Annotated in this window: 24 protein-coding genes, 1 other RNA gene and 1 pseudogene; 23 read left to right on the forward strand and 3 right to left on the reverse strand. The window is 44.4% G+C overall.

Annotated elements, in window-relative coordinates:
• Nucleotides 1–51 precede the first annotated feature (51 nt).
• The 22 genes and pseudogenes from rpsQ to rpsI all read left to right on the forward strand — a co-directional run bounded on the left by rpsQ (nt 52) and on the right by rpsI (nt 11,517).
• Nucleotides 52–309 carry a 30S ribosomal protein S17 gene (gene rpsQ / locus QY318_02855; protein WKZ30765.1) on the forward strand — a complete coding sequence of 86 codons (258 nt, stop codon included), beginning with the start codon at nt 52–54 and terminating at the stop codon, nt 307–309.
• 83 nt (nt 310–392) lie between these two features.
• Complete coding sequence (gene rplN, locus QY318_02860) at nt 393–761, forward strand: 50S ribosomal protein L14 (GenBank protein WKZ30766.1); 369 nt, start codon at nt 393–395, stop codon at nt 759–761.
• Nucleotides 758–1,060: pseudogene (gene rplX, locus QY318_02865) on the forward strand (50S ribosomal protein L24). Before rplN ends, rplX begins: the two are co-directional and overlap by 4 nt.
• Before the next feature lie 125 nt (nt 1,061–1,185).
• Nucleotides 1,186–1,740, forward strand: a complete 555-nt coding sequence (gene rplE / locus QY318_02870; GenBank protein WKZ30767.1) for a 50S ribosomal protein L5 — start codon at nt 1,186–1,188, stop codon at nt 1,738–1,740.
• Nucleotides 1,724–1,918, forward strand: coding sequence for a type Z 30S ribosomal protein S14 (locus QY318_02875; GenBank protein ID WKZ30768.1), 195 nt, complete (start codon nt 1,724–1,726; stop codon nt 1,916–1,918). Before rplE ends, QY318_02875 begins: the two co-directional genes overlap by 17 nt.
• Nucleotides 1,919–1,926: 8 nt before the next feature.
• Nucleotides 1,927–2,304, forward strand: a complete 378-nt coding sequence (rpsH, locus tag QY318_02880; protein ID WKZ30769.1) for a 30S ribosomal protein S8 — start codon at nt 1,927–1,929, stop codon at nt 2,302–2,304.
• Nucleotides 2,305–2,306: 2 nt separating this feature from the next.
• Nucleotides 2,307–2,846, forward strand: a complete 540-nt coding sequence (rplF, locus tag QY318_02885; protein ID WKZ30770.1) for a 50S ribosomal protein L6 — start codon at nt 2,307–2,309, stop codon at nt 2,844–2,846.
• A gap of 20 nt (nt 2,847–2,866) precedes the next feature.
• Nucleotides 2,867–3,196: a 50S ribosomal protein L18 gene (rplR, locus tag QY318_02890; protein ID WKZ30771.1), complete on the forward strand. Its 330-nt coding sequence runs from the start codon at nt 2,867–2,869 to the stop codon at nt 3,194–3,196.
• A gap of 24 nt (nt 3,197–3,220) precedes the next feature.
• Entirely contained in the window at nt 3,221–3,943 is a 723-nt protein-coding gene (gene rpsE, locus QY318_02895; protein ID WKZ30772.1) for a 30S ribosomal protein S5, read from the forward strand.
• A gap of 2 nt (nt 3,944–3,945) precedes the next feature.
• The gene (gene rplO, locus QY318_02900) at nt 3,946–4,401 is read left to right on the forward strand and encodes a 50S ribosomal protein L15 (protein ID WKZ30773.1); all 456 of its coding nucleotides are present in this window, start codon (nt 3,946–3,948) and stop codon (nt 4,399–4,401) included.
• A gap of 8 nt (nt 4,402–4,409) precedes the next feature.
• The gene (gene secY, locus QY318_02905) at nt 4,410–5,690 is read left to right on the forward strand and encodes a preprotein translocase subunit SecY (protein ID WKZ30774.1); all 1,281 of its coding nucleotides are present in this window, start codon (nt 4,410–4,412) and stop codon (nt 5,688–5,690) included.
• Nucleotides 5,691–5,782: 92 nt separating this feature from the next.
• A complete protein-coding gene (locus tag QY318_02910) occupies nt 5,783–6,433 on the forward strand; it encodes a nucleoside monophosphate kinase (GenBank protein WKZ30775.1) in 651 nt (216 codons plus the stop codon).
• Nucleotides 6,434–6,448: 15 nt separating this feature from the next.
• The gene (gene map, locus QY318_02915; GenBank protein WKZ30776.1) at nt 6,449–7,201 is read left to right on the forward strand and encodes a type I methionyl aminopeptidase; all 753 of its coding nucleotides are present in this window, start codon (nt 6,449–6,451) and stop codon (nt 7,199–7,201) included.
• A gap of 60 nt (nt 7,202–7,261) precedes the next feature.
• Entirely contained in the window at nt 7,262–7,495 is a 234-nt protein-coding gene (gene infA / locus QY318_02920; protein WKZ30777.1) for a translation initiation factor IF-1, read from the forward strand.
• Nucleotides 7,496–7,497: 2 nt separating this feature from the next.
• Nucleotides 7,498–7,614: a 50S ribosomal protein L36 gene (rpmJ, locus tag QY318_02925; protein ID WKZ30778.1), complete on the forward strand. Its 117-nt coding sequence runs from the start codon at nt 7,498–7,500 to the stop codon at nt 7,612–7,614.
• 20 nt (nt 7,615–7,634) lie between these two features.
• Nucleotides 7,635–8,018: a 30S ribosomal protein S13 gene (gene rpsM / locus QY318_02930; protein WKZ30779.1), complete on the forward strand. Its 384-nt coding sequence runs from the start codon at nt 7,635–7,637 to the stop codon at nt 8,016–8,018.
• A gap of 27 nt (nt 8,019–8,045) precedes the next feature.
• Entirely contained in the window at nt 8,046–8,441 is a 396-nt protein-coding gene (rpsK, locus tag QY318_02935; GenBank protein WKZ30780.1) for a 30S ribosomal protein S11, read from the forward strand.
• Nucleotides 8,442–8,473: 32 nt separating this feature from the next.
• The gene (gene rpsD, locus QY318_02940) at nt 8,474–9,085 is read left to right on the forward strand and encodes a 30S ribosomal protein S4 (protein WKZ30781.1); all 612 of its coding nucleotides are present in this window, start codon (nt 8,474–8,476) and stop codon (nt 9,083–9,085) included.
• 22 nt (nt 9,086–9,107) lie between these two features.
• A complete protein-coding gene (locus QY318_02945) occupies nt 9,108–10,073 on the forward strand; it encodes a DNA-directed RNA polymerase subunit alpha (protein ID WKZ30782.1) in 966 nt (321 codons plus the stop codon).
• Between the two features lie 25 nt (nt 10,074–10,098).
• Nucleotides 10,099–10,656 carry a L17 family ribosomal protein gene (locus tag QY318_02950; GenBank protein ID WKZ30783.1) on the forward strand — a complete coding sequence of 186 codons (558 nt, stop codon included), beginning with the start codon at nt 10,099–10,101 and terminating at the stop codon, nt 10,654–10,656.
• A 22-nt stretch (nt 10,657–10,678) separates the two neighbouring features.
• Nucleotides 10,679–11,125, forward strand: a complete 447-nt coding sequence (rplM, locus tag QY318_02955; protein WKZ30784.1) for a 50S ribosomal protein L13 — start codon at nt 10,679–10,681, stop codon at nt 11,123–11,125.
• A complete protein-coding gene (rpsI, locus tag QY318_02960; protein ID WKZ30785.1) occupies nt 11,125–11,517 on the forward strand; it encodes a 30S ribosomal protein S9 in 393 nt (130 codons plus the stop codon). The genes rplM and rpsI overlap by 1 nt, the downstream gene beginning before the upstream one ends.
• A 10-nt stretch (nt 11,518–11,527) precedes the next feature.
• On the opposite strand, the gene QY318_02965 is transcribed toward rpsI, so the two are convergent.
• A complete protein-coding gene (locus QY318_02965; GenBank protein ID WKZ30786.1) occupies nt 11,528–12,952 on the reverse strand; it encodes a magnesium chelatase domain-containing protein in 1,425 nt (474 codons plus the stop codon).
• Between the two features lie 49 nt (nt 12,953–13,001).
• Nucleotides 13,002–14,081 (reverse strand): hypothetical protein, encoded by a 1,080-nt coding sequence (locus tag QY318_02970; protein ID WKZ30787.1) that lies wholly within the window; start codon nt 14,079–14,081, stop codon nt 13,002–13,004.
• A gap of 99 nt (nt 14,082–14,180) precedes the next feature.
• On the opposite strand from QY318_02970, the gene rnpB reads away from it, so the two are divergent.
• Nucleotides 14,181–14,620, forward strand: an RNA gene (gene rnpB / locus QY318_02975) — RNase P RNA component class A.
• Nucleotides 14,621–14,665: 45 nt separating this feature from the next.
• On the opposite strand, the gene fmt is transcribed toward rnpB, so the two are convergent.
• Nucleotides 14,666–15,604 (reverse strand): methionyl-tRNA formyltransferase, encoded by a 939-nt coding sequence (gene fmt, locus QY318_02980; GenBank protein WKZ30788.1) that lies wholly within the window; start codon nt 15,602–15,604, stop codon nt 14,666–14,668.
• Nucleotides 15,605–15,654: the final 50 nt, after the last annotated feature.

Here is a 15,654-nt window from a genome sequence, read left to right on the forward strand (position 1 = left end):
TAGTTGAATATATGAAGGAATATTGATACAATCCTTCAGCGCAAAACAGTTATGGATAAAGCAAACAAGAAGAAAAATAGAAAGAGATTAGAAGGTGTAGTGCTAAGCAATAAGATGCAGGGCACCGTAAAAGTACGCGTTGAGAAGCCTGTACAGCACGCACAGTACTACAAGATCGTGTCTTACAGGAAAGCTTTCTTTGCCAGTACAACCAAGGAGATTGAAGTCGGTGCAAGAGTTGTAATTGAAGAGACCCGACCAGTTGCCAAGAACGTGAACTGGAAAGTTGTGCAAGTTCTAGAAGCATAAATAGGTCTAGCGACTTTGATTAAGTCCTCAACTTTATTGTTAAGGATTTAACAGAAGAATTGTTAGATTAATAGGAGCTTTAAATGGTTCAGAGAGAATCGAAGCTAAAAGTTACGGATAACTCAGGAGGAAAAGTAGCCAAGGTTATTGGTATTCCTGGCGCATCTAAGAAAAGATGGGCAAGAGTTGGAGAGATCGTTAAGGTCTCTATTGTGCAGGCAGCACCAAATGCTGCTATTGAAGCACATGAGGTACATAGCGCAGTGATCGTACGAACCAGAAAAGAGAAGCGAAGATCCGGTGGATCTTACATCCGATTTGATGACAATGCTTGTGTATTGATCGACGCAAAGAAGGCTCCTAAGGGTACCCGCGTGTTTGGCCCAGTTGCTCGTGAATTGAAGGATAACGGATTCGACAAGATAATCTCGTTGGCACCGGAGGTACTATGAGAATAAAGAAAGGTGATACAGTAAAGGTTTTGTACGGAGTAAATCGAGGCAAGACAGGCGTAGTTGTACGAGTTTTGCCAAAGAAAGGTACTGTTGTAGTTGATGGTGTTAATGTCTTTAAGAAGCACCTAAAAGGTGACGGACAGCGAAGGCAGTCAGAGATCATCGATGTAGTAAAGCCAATGCCAGTATCAAAAGTACAGCTTATTGACCCATCTACATCTAAGCCATCAAGGGTTGGATATACAGTAGAGGGCGGCAATAAAGTAAGAGTAGCAAAGCGATCAGGCAAGGCATTGAGCAGTGTAAAGGAAGAGAAGAAAGCAGATAGCAAACCAGAAACGAAAAAGAAGACGACAAAAGATAAAACAAAGAAGACAGTAGCTAAGAAGAGCACAAAAACTAAGAAAGCTGATAAATAGATATGGCACGACTAAAGGAATTATACGACAAACAGTACAGACAGGAATTGCTCAAAGAGGGTGGATTCAACAATATTATGGAGGTCCCTCGAATTGAGAAGATCGTTATAAACACAGGAGTAGGTGATGCTACAAAGAACTCGGCGGCGATTGATGAAGCAGTAGAGATTCTTACCCTGATCAGCGGGCAGAAGCCAGTTGTATCTAAGGCAAAGAAAGCTGTATCTTCATTCAAAGTGAGAGAGAATATGGATATTGGAGTACATGTTACACTGCGAGGTGAGAAGATGTGGGAGTTTTTGGACAAGCTGATTAGCGTTGTATTCCCAAGAACCACAGACTTCCGTGGACTTTCACCAAAGGCTTTTGATGGAAGTGGTAACTACTCTGTAGGTATCCCTGAGCATACAGTGTTTATAGAGATTGACGCGAATAAGGTACAGAAATTGAGAGGCTTGCAGGTAAACATTGCAACTTCTGCGAAGAATGACAAAGCAGCGAAGATGTTGTTGGATAAATTTGGTTTCCCATTCAAGAAAGATGGCAAAGAAGTCTAAGGTAGCACAAGCGAAAAGATACAAGAAGTCACAGAAGCACAGTACCAAAGTGTATAATAGGTGCGAAATTTGTGGCAGGCCAAGGGGATATATTCGAAAGTTTGGTATGTGCAGAATCTGTTTTAGAAAATTGGCACACGAGGGTGAAATCCCGGGTGTTAAGAAATTAGTTTGGTAGGAAGAAAAATGAGCGATATAGTTGCAGACACATTGGCAAGAATTAAAAATGCAGTAATGAGGAGACACGAGAGTGTTAACGTCACTAACTCAAAGATTTCTGCATCGATCGTTGAGATCTTGAAGCAAGAGAACTTTGTTGAGGGTTATGAGATTGATGGGAACGATATTGTTGTAAGTTTGAAATATGCTGCTGGCGAGCCAATGGTTGAGAATTTTGTAAAGGTAAGCAAGCCAGGTCAGAGAATATATGTTGGTTATAAGGATATCTTGCCAGTGATGAACGGACGAGGTATTGCTATAATCAGCACTTCGAATGGCTTGATGACTGGTGCGCAAGCAAAATCAAAGAAGCTTGGTGGAGAATATATCTGTAAAATCTGGTAATTATGTCGAGAGTAGGGATAAACCCAATCAAAATTGAAGAAGGTGTAGATGTAAACATTAATGGAAACGTTGTGTCAGTAAAAGGCCCAAAGGGCGAAATTGTTCACACACTACCTGCAGAGCTTACTGTAGAAGTTAAAGACGGTCAGATTGTAGTTGGTAGGAAAGATGATGAGAGATTCTCAAGGTCGATCCACGGTACATTCAGAGCTCTTCTGGCTGGTGCGGTAGCAGGTGTCAAAGATGGATTTGAGAAGAAGCTTGAATTGGTAGGCGTTGGATACAGAGTCAGGATGGAAGGTGCAAACCTATCACTCTCACTTGGGCTGACTCATCCAGTAGTAGTCGAGCCAGTTGAGGGTATTCAGTACGAGGTTCCAGATGAGGTTACAATAATTGTTAAAGGACATGATAAGCAAAAAGTTGGTGAAGTTGCAGCAAGAATCAGAGAGATAAAGAAGCCTGAGCCTTATAAAGGCAAGGGAATCCGATATGAGGGTGAGTATGTACGTAGAAAGAGTGCTAAAGCAGTAACTGCATAATAATTTTGAGATCTGTTGAAATGAAGGCTAGTAAGAAAGTAAGAAGAGAAAAAAGAAAGAGACATATCAGGAAGAATCTGCATGGTAGTGCAGCAATTCCTCGAGTCTTCGTCTTCAAGAGCAATAGCTACCTCTATGCTGGCGCTGCTGATGATGATGCTCACAAGGTAATTGCTTCAGCAATGTCTGACAAGGGCATGGATAATGCGGCAAAGATGGGTGAGGAATTGGGAAAGAAGCTTGTTAAGGCAAAGTATGAGAAAATTGTGTTTGACAGAAGCGGATATAAGTATCATGGCAATGTCAAAGCAATAGCAGATGGAATCAGAAAAGCTGGTCTTAAGTTCTAAAGAAATTAAATATTTAAGCACGATATGAGAGAAGGAAATAACAGGAACAATAGAAGAGATCGAAGAGAATCAAAGTACGAGTCAAAGACCGTAGCTATTCGACGCGTTGCCAAGGTAACCGCCGGTGGTAAGAGGCTTAGATTCAGTGCCATGGTTGTATCAGGAGATAAGAGCGGTTCTGTAGGCGTAGGTCTTGGACGTGGTCTTGATACCCGAAATGCAGTAGAGAAGGGCTCACGTAAGGCAGAAAAGAACATGACAAAGATCCAGTTGGTTGGAGATACCATCCCACATGAAGTTATCTACAAGAGTGGAGCATGCAAAGTGATGCTTCGTCCTGCCAAGCCAGGTACAGGAATCATCGCAGGCTCTTCAGTACGAACAGTGCTTGAGGTGTGTGGTATTGATAATGTTTATGGTAAAATCTTGGGCTCGAACGACCTGATCGGAAACACCTACTGCACATTTGAGGCTTTGAAGTCACTTCGAAATGAAAGAGTGCTCGCAAAGATGAAGAATATGCAGGCAAGAATTGGTCTCAAAGAAGAGATTGAGCGGGAGAGAAAGAAGAAAGAGCTCGCCGCAAGGAAATTGAGACAGCAGAATGATAAGCGTGGTGATAACCGAGGAAGAAAAGGTGGAAGATTCGGTGGAAAGCGACATGATAGAAGGAAGCCAGAGGCAGCTGTTGAGGTTGCAAAAGTAGACAAACCAGAAGTTAAAGTTGAAACTGAGGTAAAAGAATAAGTATGAAACTCGAAAATCTACCAAAAAGAAAAAATAGAACATTCAAGGGAAAGAGAATCGGCCGCGGTTATGGTAGCGGTGTTGGTGGACATACCGCAACTCGAGGTTCGAAGGGTCAGAAATCACGATCAGGCCACAAGTCACTCGTAATGTTTGAAGGTGGTAATGTGCCTTTCTACCGCAGAATGCCTAAGTACAAGGGATTCAGCCGACCATTCAAGATTGAGTATGAAGTTGTAAATGTCGCAGTGCTTAACGAAGAGTTTAAAACAGGTGAGACAGTAAATCTTGATACATTGAGAGAGAAAGCATTGATTCAGAAAAGGACTACACATGTGAAGATCCTCGGATCAGGAGATTTGGATAAGAAGCTTACTATAGAGGGTCTAGCGCTGTCTGAGAGCGCACGAGACAAAGTGCTTGGAGCAAAGGGTGTAATTAAGGAAGTTAAAGAGTAGCATTTCTTATGTTTATAGACGGCCTACAAAGATTCCTGACCTCTCTAAGGTCAACGGAGATCAGAGATAAGATTTTTTTCTCTTTGTTAGTCATAGTTGTATTTAGGGCACTCGCTGCTGTGCCTGTTGTCGGCATTACCGCCGATACGATGGCTCAATTGAGTGGAATTATCGGCGCAGGTGGCACAATCTCAGCTGTCACAGGAGGTGTGCTAGAAACTGCATCGGTAATTGCGCTAGGGGTTGGTCCATATATCTCAGCATCGATCATACTTCAGCTACTTGGAACGATAGTCCCGAGGCTTGAAGAGCTTAAGAAAGAAGGCTCATCAGGCAGAAGGGTTATCTCAATGTACACCCGATATCTTGCTGTGCCTCTTGCGATAATGCAGGCAATCTTGATCTACTCGACTCTACGAGGGTACGGCTTGATGGGCGAGCTTGAGCTCCTGCCATTGGTTACAATGATTGCCACGCTTACAGCTGGAGCTATGTTGATGATGTGGATCGGCGAGCTTGTGACTGAGTCTGGATTAGGAAATGGCTCTTCGTATATTATCTTCTTAGGAATTGTGGCGACCATTCCTGGTATATTTTCGGCAAACCTCCAGTCGGCAGATGCGCTGCAGATGGTTTGGTTCTTCCTGATCATATTGGGGATGATTGCAGTTGTTATCTTTATTACCGAGGGTGAACGAAGGCTTCCTGTGACATATTCAAGAAGGGTGCGGGCGACTGGGAATCAAGACAGCTATATCCCGGTAAAATTGACCCAGTTCGGTGTAATGCCGGTGATCTTTGCGTCGTATGTGCTTGCGTTGCCTACCGCGATTGCCTCATTCATCGTGAGTCCGAATCGTGAGAATGTAGTCTCCGATAGGATGGTTGATTTCGCAAACCAGGTGCTTGAATGGAGCAATGATCCGTGGGTTCAGGTTGTAGTGACCTTTGTGCTTGTGATACTTTTCTGCTTCTTCTATGTGACAATTGTATTCAACACCGACGAGTATGCCGAGAACCTCCAGAAGCAGGGCGCATTCATCCCGGGTATCAGGCCTGGTGCACAAACTGCTAGATATCTCAGGATGGTCTCTTTCAGGCTAACTACGGCAGGTGCGCTTTTCCTCGCAATTTTGGCTGTATTGCCAACTGTTTTGGTGGCTGGAGGGGTACTGGTAGCCGCAATATTCACAGGTACGGGGCTGCTCATCATGGTTAACGTGGCATTGGATATGAGAAGGCAATATAACTCACTGGTAGTAGTCAGAAGTTACGAGAAGTATATCTAATGTCCGACCACTTGGCGGCACTAGAAGAATAAATATCCAAAGCTATGGTCGCCAAGTGGTCGGACAGTTGATAACTTTAGCCCTAGCTATTCATGAGGACAGTTCTCTTTCATGGTCCTTCCGGTTCCGGAAAGGATACGCAGGTAGATCTTATTTGCGAGAAGTTTGGATTCACCAAGATCGGGACGGGTGAGGCGATGAGGAAGCTGTATGAAGAGGGTGATCCGGACGCCGTGAGGGCACATGATGATTATGCGGTGAAGGGGATATTTGTCGAGTCGGAATTGATCTACAAGATTGCGGCGAAATATATCACCCGCTTCGATCAGAATAGTGACTGGGCATTTGTATCGCTTGTCCGCAAGGCAGACCAGATCCCGATGTTTGACGAGCTCTTGAAAAATTGTAATAGAACACTGGATAAGTTTATTCACTTCACCCTATCTGAAGAAGAGGCTGTATTAAGGCGATCTTTGAGGTGGTACTGTCCTACCTGTCAGGCTACATATCACGAGCAGTTTAAGCCAGAGAAGGTAAAAGGTGTATGTGACAAGGATGGGACAAAGTTGACCCAGCGAGACGACGACAGCAAGGAAACGACATTGAGTTTATTGCGAGAATACAATAAAGATATCGAGCCGATACTTGCTGAGTATCGAAATCGAGGAGTGCTCGCAGAGATTGATGCTTCGCCTTCGATTGAGGAGATACATGCAGAGGTGGTGAAGCAGCTCGGTTATTAAATATTGAGAAAGTTAATGAAAAAATACGATCGCGAAAAAATTAAAAAAATGGAGGATGCCGGCAAAATCTGCTCGGATATTATGGAAAGGCTTGTCGAGAAGGCAAAGGCCGGTGTATCGCTGCTAGAAATTGACGACCTCGCTTTTGATCTGGCCAAGAAAAATAACGTCCAATCAGCTTTTCTAGGCTACGAGGGCTTTCCTGCCAATGCCTGTATAGGTGTAAATGATGTAGTTGTACATGGCATCCCTACCGATTACGAGCTAAAGGATGGCGATATTGTAAGCATTGACTATGGAATTCGGTATAAGGATGTGTTTTCAGATATGTCTGTGACCCTCCCAATTGGTGGGGTCCCGAAGGAGGTTATAAGCCTTATAAATACAACAAAAGAAGCCACTCTTGCTGGTATAATGGCTGCAACCCCAGGTAGCACGAGTGGAGATATTGGCTATGCAATGCAAAATGTGATCGAATCCAACGGTTTCTCGGTAGTGAAAGAGTTTGTGGGGCATGGTATTGGCTACTCGTTGCATGAAGACCCATATGTGCCAGGATATGGCCAGCCAGGAGCCGGAAGTAAGCTTCATGTGGGTCAAACTTTGGCTATTGAGGCGATAGTCAATCAAGGCTCGCCAGAAGTGGTGATTGATGCCGACGATAACTGGACAACCTATACAAAAGATGGTATGCTGTCAGCACTTTTCGAACACACCATAGTCGTTGAGGAGAACCCCAAGATTTTGACGGATTGGCGATTGCTATAACCACATCTGTCTGATATAATCCGAAGGATTTCTAAGAAGTATAGGTGAAATAGCGAATTTATGGCTAACGAAACGAAAAAAGTAGTCGAGGTCGAAGGCGTTGTCAAAGAGTGCCTCCCGAATACTAAGTTCGTAGTAGAGATAGAGGTGAATGGTGCAAAGCATGAGATTATAGGATACCTATCGGGTAGGATGAGGATGCACTATATCCGAATTCTGGAGGGCGATAAGGTGAGGATGGAAATCTCGCCGTACGACCCAACCCAAGGACGAATTACTTATAGATACAAGTAGAAATGAAGGTTAAGGCTTCGGTTAAAAAGAGATGTAGAGATTGTTATGTTGTCCGAAGGAAAGGGCGCATTTATGTTTATTGCAAGAAAGATCCTAAGCACAAGCAAAAGCAAGGATAAATTTATATTTATTGAACCAGATGGCGAGAGTCTCAGGAGTTGAAATACCAGATAACAAGAAGTTGAAGATTGCACTCACATATATCTATGGAATTGGGCAGACAACTGCAGAGCAGATTGTCGACGAATTGAACCTTGATGGTGATGTACGGTTGAAAGAGCTCTCAGAGAGCGATATCACAAAGCTTCGAACCCATATTGATGCGAACTATGAAGTAGAGGGTGAGTTGAAGCAGAAAGTTTTCCGAAATGTTAAGAGATTGAAGGACACAAGAAGCTACCGAGGTATTAGGCATAAGCTTGGTCTTCCAGTAAGAGGACAACGAACAAGAGTAAATGCTAGAACACGAAAGGGTAGAGCTTTGCCAGTTGGTGGATTGAAGATCAAGGTCTCAAAGACCTAAATATATTACTTATTACTCGTAGGTTAAGTGGCTACAGAAGAGAAGAAGACAGTATCAAAGAAGAAGAAACAGAATGTAAGTTCTGGGGTTGTTACTGTACAGTCAACTTTCAACAATACAGTTATCACTATTAGCGATCAGGAAGGCAATACTCTAGTACAGGGAAGCCCAAAAAGCGTTGGCTTTGTTGGCTCAAAGAGAAGCACAGCTTTCGCAGCAACCAAGGCAGCAACAGATGCAGCATTAAAAGCAATTAAGAAATATAACCTACAAGATGTAAAAGTATATGTAGCAGGTCCTGGCGCAGGTAGAAATGCCGCTGTTAAGGGTCTCGACGCTGCAGGCTTAAAGATCACTATGCTTGTAGACCGCACACCTCTTCCACACAACGGATGCAGGCCAAGAAAGAAGCCAAGGAAATAGTAATTTTATTCTTTATTATCTAATTATTAGCTATGGGAAGATATACCGGACCAAAAGGAAAACTAAGTAGGAGAGAAGGAATTAACCTATTCCTTAAAGGTTCGCGATCGCACTCAGAGAAGGATGCACTTGCACGCAAGCCTTATGCACCTGGACAGCACGGCAATGCGCGAAAGCCAAGATTGTCTCAGTATGGTATCCAGTTGCGTGAGAAGCAGAGAGTAAAGAGGACTTATGGAATGCGTGAAAAGCAGTTCAATAACCTCTATACCGAGGCTAACCGAAGATCAAAGGTAAACAAGAGTGATAAGGGTCTTGAGCTTCTAAGGTTGCTCGAAACACGATTGGACAACGTAATCTATCTCGCAGGCTTGGCACCTTCAAGATCGGCAGCCCGCCAGTTTGTAACACATAAGCATGTAGAGGTTAATGGAAAAGTAATGAACATCCCATCTTATGAGGTAAAAGTTGGTGACGAGGTGAAATTGAAGAATGAGAAACTGAAGCCAGCTGAAAGCTTGATTCCAAAGCCAGTATGGATTGAGGGTGAAAAGTCGGTAGTGAAAGTTGGAAGGTTGCCTGAGCGAGATGAGATCGATCAGGGAATCAAAGAGCACTATATTATTGAGTTTTACTCTAGATAACATTAATTTATTCATTAATATAATGGTCGATTTTAAAGATATAAAGGTAAAAGTGGTAAAGGATGAGGGCAATGCAGCCCAGTTCGAGATCTCACCTCTCCCACGAGGATATGGTCATACACTCGCAAACTCATTGAGAAGGGTTCTTCTCTCAAGCCTAGAGGGAGCAGCAATCACAAGCTTGAAGGTTGCAGGGATTGATCATGAGTACACAACAATTGAGGGTGTAAAAGAGGATGTAGTTGAGATTATCTTGAATTTGAAAGCATTGAAATTTAGCTCAACATCAGATGAGCCACAGATTGTTTCGCTCGATGTATCAGGCGAGAAAGAAGTCACAACTGGCGACTTGATGCTCCCAGGTGGTGTTGAAGTAAGTGATAATAAGGCACATATCGCAACCCTCACAAATAAGAAAGCTTCATTAAGCATGGAGCTCGTTGTTGAGCGGGGTGTTGGATATAGGACAGCTGATGAAGCAGGTCGATCAGAGATGGGAAGAATCCCTCTTGATGCAGACTTCTCACCAATCAAGAATGTTAGCTTCGATGTAACCAGCGCACGTAAGGGTCAGAAGACCAACTTGGACGCTGTAATCGTAGAGATTGAGACAGATGGTTCAATCAAGCCTATTGATGCTCTCTTAGAATCTGCTAAAATCATCCAGGATTTTGCAGGCAAGGTAATGGTCGCACTTGGTGTGCCTGTTACTGAGGTTGAGGAGATGGCACAGGCAGCAAGAGAGTCCGACACAGCCGCAGAAGCAGCTGGTGAAGGGATGGACGATGAAGTTAGCGGATGGAGAGTTGAAGATCTTCCAATTTCAAAGAGATCAAAGTCAGGATTGTTGGCAGGAGGATATGAGACAGTTGGCGACCTTCGAGGGGTAACAGCAAGTGACCTTTTGGCACTTCCTGGATTTGGCAACAAGTCACTCAACGAGGTTTTGGATCTGATGAGCCAGTATGGCATTGAGATCGAGGCATAAGATTTATTATTAACTGATTAGTTAGATGTTTAAGAGGACAGGACAAAAAAAATTAGGAAGAAAGCAGTCACACAGGCATGCGTTGGTTAAGAACCAGGTTCGATCGCTTTTTGTTGACGGTAGAGTTACAACTACAACCCCTAAAGCAAAGGTGTTGAAGGCCAATGCTGAGAGTCTGCTCAAGAAGGCAGAAAAGGGTGCAGATGAGCTCGCAACAGTTAGATACCTCAACATGATGCTCGGAGATGCAAGACTTGTTAAAGCAGTTCAGGAGTATGTTGCAGCAGGTAATACAGGTGTAACAATCATGAAAGTGGGATTTAGAGCTGGTGACAACAGTGAGAAATCAAAGGTACAGGTAACTGGATATGCTGGCGTTAAGAAGCATGTAAAGAGGAAGAAAGTCACAGCAGACAGCAAGAAGAAAGAGGCTGAAGTGAAAGAAGCAACCAAGCAGCAGACAGAGTTAGCCGCACAAGAGGGTGCCAAGGATGACAAGATCGGCAGCAAGATTGCCAAGTCATTCAGAAGCCGAATCGGTGGTAGCAACAAGGGTAAGTCAACAGTAAGATCAGGAATTTAAGCATTAATTTAGATAGACTCGGATGAAATATAAGACAGATTGGGTAAAACCAGAAAACATTGAGCGAAATTGGCACCTAGTGGATGTTGGTGACCAGGTACTTGGCCGTGTAGCTACTCAGATTGCATCGCTGCTTATTGGAAAGCATAAAGTAAACAAGTCACCAAACCTCGACTCAGGAGACTATGTTGTAGTTATCAATAGCGACAATGTTAAGGTTACCGGTCGAAAAGCTACACAGAAGATGTATAGGCGACATAGCGGTTATCCTGGTGGTTTCAAGGAGATCACTTTTGATAAGCAGATGAAGAAGGACTCAACATTCGTAATTGCAGAAGCTGTCAAAAATATGATCCCAAAGAACAAGCTTCGAGATGGTAGAATGCTGAGATTGTTTGTGTACCCAGGTGCGACACATAAGCACGACGCACAGAAGCCCGTTGAATATAAATTGTTATCTGCTAAGTAGTGGCTGAGAAGTATTTTGAAGGTGTAGGTCGAAGAAAAACATCAACCGCACGAGTAAGAATTTACAAAGGAAAAGATACAAGCATCGTAAACGAGAAGCCATTGGACGGCTACTTCCCTACAAAGGCAGATGTTTCTATCGTTTTGGAGCCACTAAAGACTGTAGGTCTCGAGGGTGAGTACTACTTCACAGCTAAGGTAAGCGGTGGTGGTATGACTGGCCAACGAGAAGCTGTTCAGCTTGGACTAGCCCGAGCGCTTTACAGCATGGATAGCGAGCTCAAGCCAAAGCTACGAAGCAAGGGCTTGGTAACCCGCGACCCAAGGATGGTTGAGCGAAAGAAGTACAATCTTCGCAAAGCTCGAAAGAAGGCACAGTTCTCAAAGCGTTAGTCTTACGCTTTTATCGAAGTCCTCTGGCCTCGAGCATATTTTCAACTGTTACAAGTTCATTCCCGTCTATATCGGCTATTGTTCGCGCGACCCTAGCAATGCTGAGGCAGTCTCTCAATGGCACTCTTTCGCGTGACCTAATCGTACTTAGTTGATCGAGCGCCTCGCTGCTGTAAATTGTCTGATCTATATCGGTAACCTCGAGCTGGCTGTTGAGCATACCTCCTCTCTCTCGCTGTAGATTCCATAGCAGCCGGATGCTTTTGCTAATCTGCTCGGGCTCGTTCTGCTTGCTTGAGCTCTGGCTACCCTCAGAATCCAATAGGTTGCTGTTTAATGTCACTCGGACTGCGAATCGACTCAAGAATCGTGGCGTCATCCTAGAATTGTGTCGCTCGATATCAAGCTGCGAGCAGCTGCACTGTAAAGCCGTATCCCCATTGGTCTCAAGCCCTTTGAGACCGCACTTACATAGATTCATGCTGCCTGCGAGTATAAATTTGGTCGGGATGCGGTACGGTCGATTGCAGATATATAGCTCGTGCTGTTGCCGGTCTAGGCACTCTTGAAATAGGCTGATGGCGCGATTGCTTAGGCTATTGATCTCATCGATTGCGATTACACCTAAATTTGAGCGGTGCAAGATTCCGCTGCCAGGCTGGGATGGCTTCCCTATTAGGTCAGTCATATGGGTTAGTGGCGTGATCTGCGAGTAAGGGAAATGGTACCCCTCTTCCTTGTATTCCATCATTCCTAGCTGATCCAGCTCATCATCAACTGGCTCAGGCAATATCTGACTCATCAGCTCCAGAAATTTGCTTTTGCCTATCCCGTACGGTCCACGGATAAGGCAGTTGTGCCTACCACCGACAGTTATAAGAAGAACTCTGCGGATATAATCGTTCACGACGAGCCGCGTCGAGCTGTTTGGTGATCTCTTGCCGATAAGCTCAATCTGTTTGCTTAAGGAAAGTGGAGCTGCTTTACTCGAAACAATTGCGCGGCAGGCATCAAGCAGTGAGGAACAGTTTGTTGATTCTGCCTCTAAAGAAGTAGCAAAGCTGCGAAATTGCGGCATGCCAAAGCAGCCTTTCAATTCTCCTGCAAGAGTGAGTGCACCGTATGCAGCTGTTTTTCCAGAGCTGCTTGGAAGAGCAGCCGATGCCATAAGAATCGATATGGCGACAGGCAGATCCAAGCCCTCGCATGATATAGGAAAGCCTGACGGGGTGATAGAAACTCTTACTTTTTTTGAAGGAAATTTGTAGCCCGATGATTTGATAGCTGAGTAGACCCGCTCTTTAATATCCCTCGCGGACCTCTCTGGAATTCCGACAATCTTGAAAGAAGGAAGCCCGCTTAAAAGTTTGGCTTCTATCTTGATTGGCTCGTAGAGTGAGCCGATTGGCAAAATGCTGCTTACTGATGAATACATATCAGATTATGATATGTAAACATTAAAAATATCTGAAAAATCTAAAAGCCTATTTCGGGAAAGGAGAACTCTTTCGCTCTTTTATGCCTCTCCTGTAGTCGATCAGAAATTCGACCGAGTATATTCCGACCACTGAAAGTAGTGACGCCATCACGGTTGCCAAGCCAATATAAAGATATGATCTGGCGATGTCGAGCACTACAGCAATAAATAGCGGTGAGGCGATCTCTTTAACTATAAAGATCTGGTCCTGTGGAACAATCTCAGACAAGTATATTTCGATAAACTCTTCGTAGCTGCTGGTTATGATGATTGAAATAATTACAAGCAGGAATCCGCTCAAAGCCCACACGACAGCAGCAAGGTTGAATCCAAACCTATGGTTAGGGGAGGTTGCAACAATTAGCAGAGAGATAAGTGAGCCAAGCAGCAGTAGTGCATAAGGACCATATTTCAGAGCCATAAAAACGAGCGGTGCATTTTCCTCGACGTCTGGTGGCAACATGACCATAGATGAGTCTAGCTTCGTATCAGCAAGGAATGCCTCATGCTCGGACATAGCCTGTGTAAACTCGTCGACTTTGCTGTGTGCCTCTTCGACTGTCATCCCGGGTGGTAAGCAGCTGTATGAGAAGGGGTCAAACTCATTATCTCCCAGTTCAAGCATCTCTGACTGGGTACAAAGTGACGCCGCCTCAAATTTCCGCTTTAGCATCGTGTTGATCACATTAATAATTTCGGCCTTCCGGTCGGCTAGGTCGATTGTGAATTGTATGCTTTCAGTATCACCATTTAGCCAGCTATATAATGCATCTATGACAATCTCGACCTGTTCCTGTACCCACTCCGGCTCTAGCACTGAGCCCGCAAGCTCCTCGATCTCTTCCTCTGTCATAAAGATTTCATCTTCGAGGGTGCCCTCTCGAAGTCGATCCTCCAATACAAGCAGCCCGATTGGGACGAGATTCTCATATAAACCTGAGCTGCTAATCCACGATTTAACATCGTCAGCGTCAGTAATTTTTGAGGAGAGAACTAATACATTGAGGCTTAAAAAGGTAATGATAAGTAGCAGAGCTGAGAAAAGAACTGTCAGGAGCCACCTGAAGATATCTATAAATGTTTTCATGGCAGTTTGTTTAAATTCTCTCCATATTATGCTGTTTTCGTTTTGTTGTCTAATCGCTATTTCTGTTATTCCTGAGGGAATAGTTGTATAATTACGTCGCAAGTATCACAGACAGTCGCCCGACCATCCCGCTAACTTATAGTGCGAACCGCACTATAAGTTAGCGGGATGGTCGGGAGGAAAGTCCGGACTTCATGTCGATCCCGAACATGTCGGGATGAGAGCCGGCAAGAGCTCTCCGAAGCTTCGTAAGAAGCGAGGGAGGGAAAGGAGCCGGGGGGAAGTGATTTCTCGGAGAAAAGGGCAACAGAAAGCAAACCGCCCTTCTTCGCTCGCAAGAGCTTTGAAGGGTAAGGGTGAAAAGGTATTCTCCTGCGTCCTTAGGGACTACGGAGAATGAGGCCTTCGGGCTTCAGTGTAAGAGACTACCGGCCTGAGCAGCAATGCTCCGGCGCGGGTAACCCCCTCTCGAAGCAACCCAAACGGGGCATAGATAGATGGCTGTCTAAACAGAATCCGGCTTATGTGATACTTGTAACACATATGAAATATGTGATACTTGTAATAAGTAGCGTATTGCTAAACTATAAGTCTTGCCCGCGCACAAACTCTGCGGCGGACATACGGTTCTTCCCCTCGAGCTGAAGCTCAAGAATCTGTATCAATTTCAATGGATTTTTTGTCCCTACAAAAAGCCTCTCTTCCTTGGTGTAGAAATCTCCAGCTTCAATCTGCAGCTGTCCGTCGCTATTATCAATCACCTCTACTTTGAAAATTTTCATCCGTCGTCCTTCTGTGAAGAAACTCCACGCCACCGGCCACGGCTGCATCGCGCGCACCATCTTCTCGATATAGTCAGGCTCATGTTGGCTCCAATTTATCTGAGCTGCATCCTTCGAAATCTCTTTCTGCCAACAGAAGGTTGCTTTAGATTCATCTTGTGGGATCGGTTTAATCTCTCCTGCCACCCATTTCATTAAAATATCGCCGATTACCTTACTGCTTTTCTCTACAAGCCTCTCGCGCAAGGTTTGATTTGTATCCGTAGGCAATATATCTTCTTCAAATGTCTCGAGCACCTCGCCGGCGTCGAGCTCTTTCACCATGCGCACAATTGATATGCCTGTTTTAGAATCGCCCTCTAAGATTGCTTTCTGAATCGGGATTGCTCCGCGATATTTTGGCAAGAGTGAGAAGTGGATATTAATAGCTTTATACTTAGGTGCCTCCAAGAAGAATTCAGGAATTATCTCGCCAAATGATTTGCACACAAGTAGCTCAGGCTTGAATGTATCGAGCGCCTCTTGGTATTTTGCCTCATCTTTCTCTGTATGGAATACGGGGATGTTGTTGTCTAAGCAGTACTGCTTAACCTCGGTTGGTAAGATCTCCTGCTTGCGGCCTGTGGGCTTGTCGGGCTGGGTGATTACGCCAACAATTTCAAAACGACTATCTTGGTGCAATGTCTTTAATGTTGTGAGTGCTTCCCAATTGGAGCCGAGAAAGAGTGTCTTGATTGCCATACTGGATTATAGCACTAGGAGATGAGCTAGATAACACTTCTGCTGTATAA

It is taken from the genome of Candidatus Dojkabacteria bacterium (genome assembly GCA_030583845.1).
GTDB lineage: Bacteria > Patescibacteriota > Dojkabacteria > SC72 > JAHDCA01.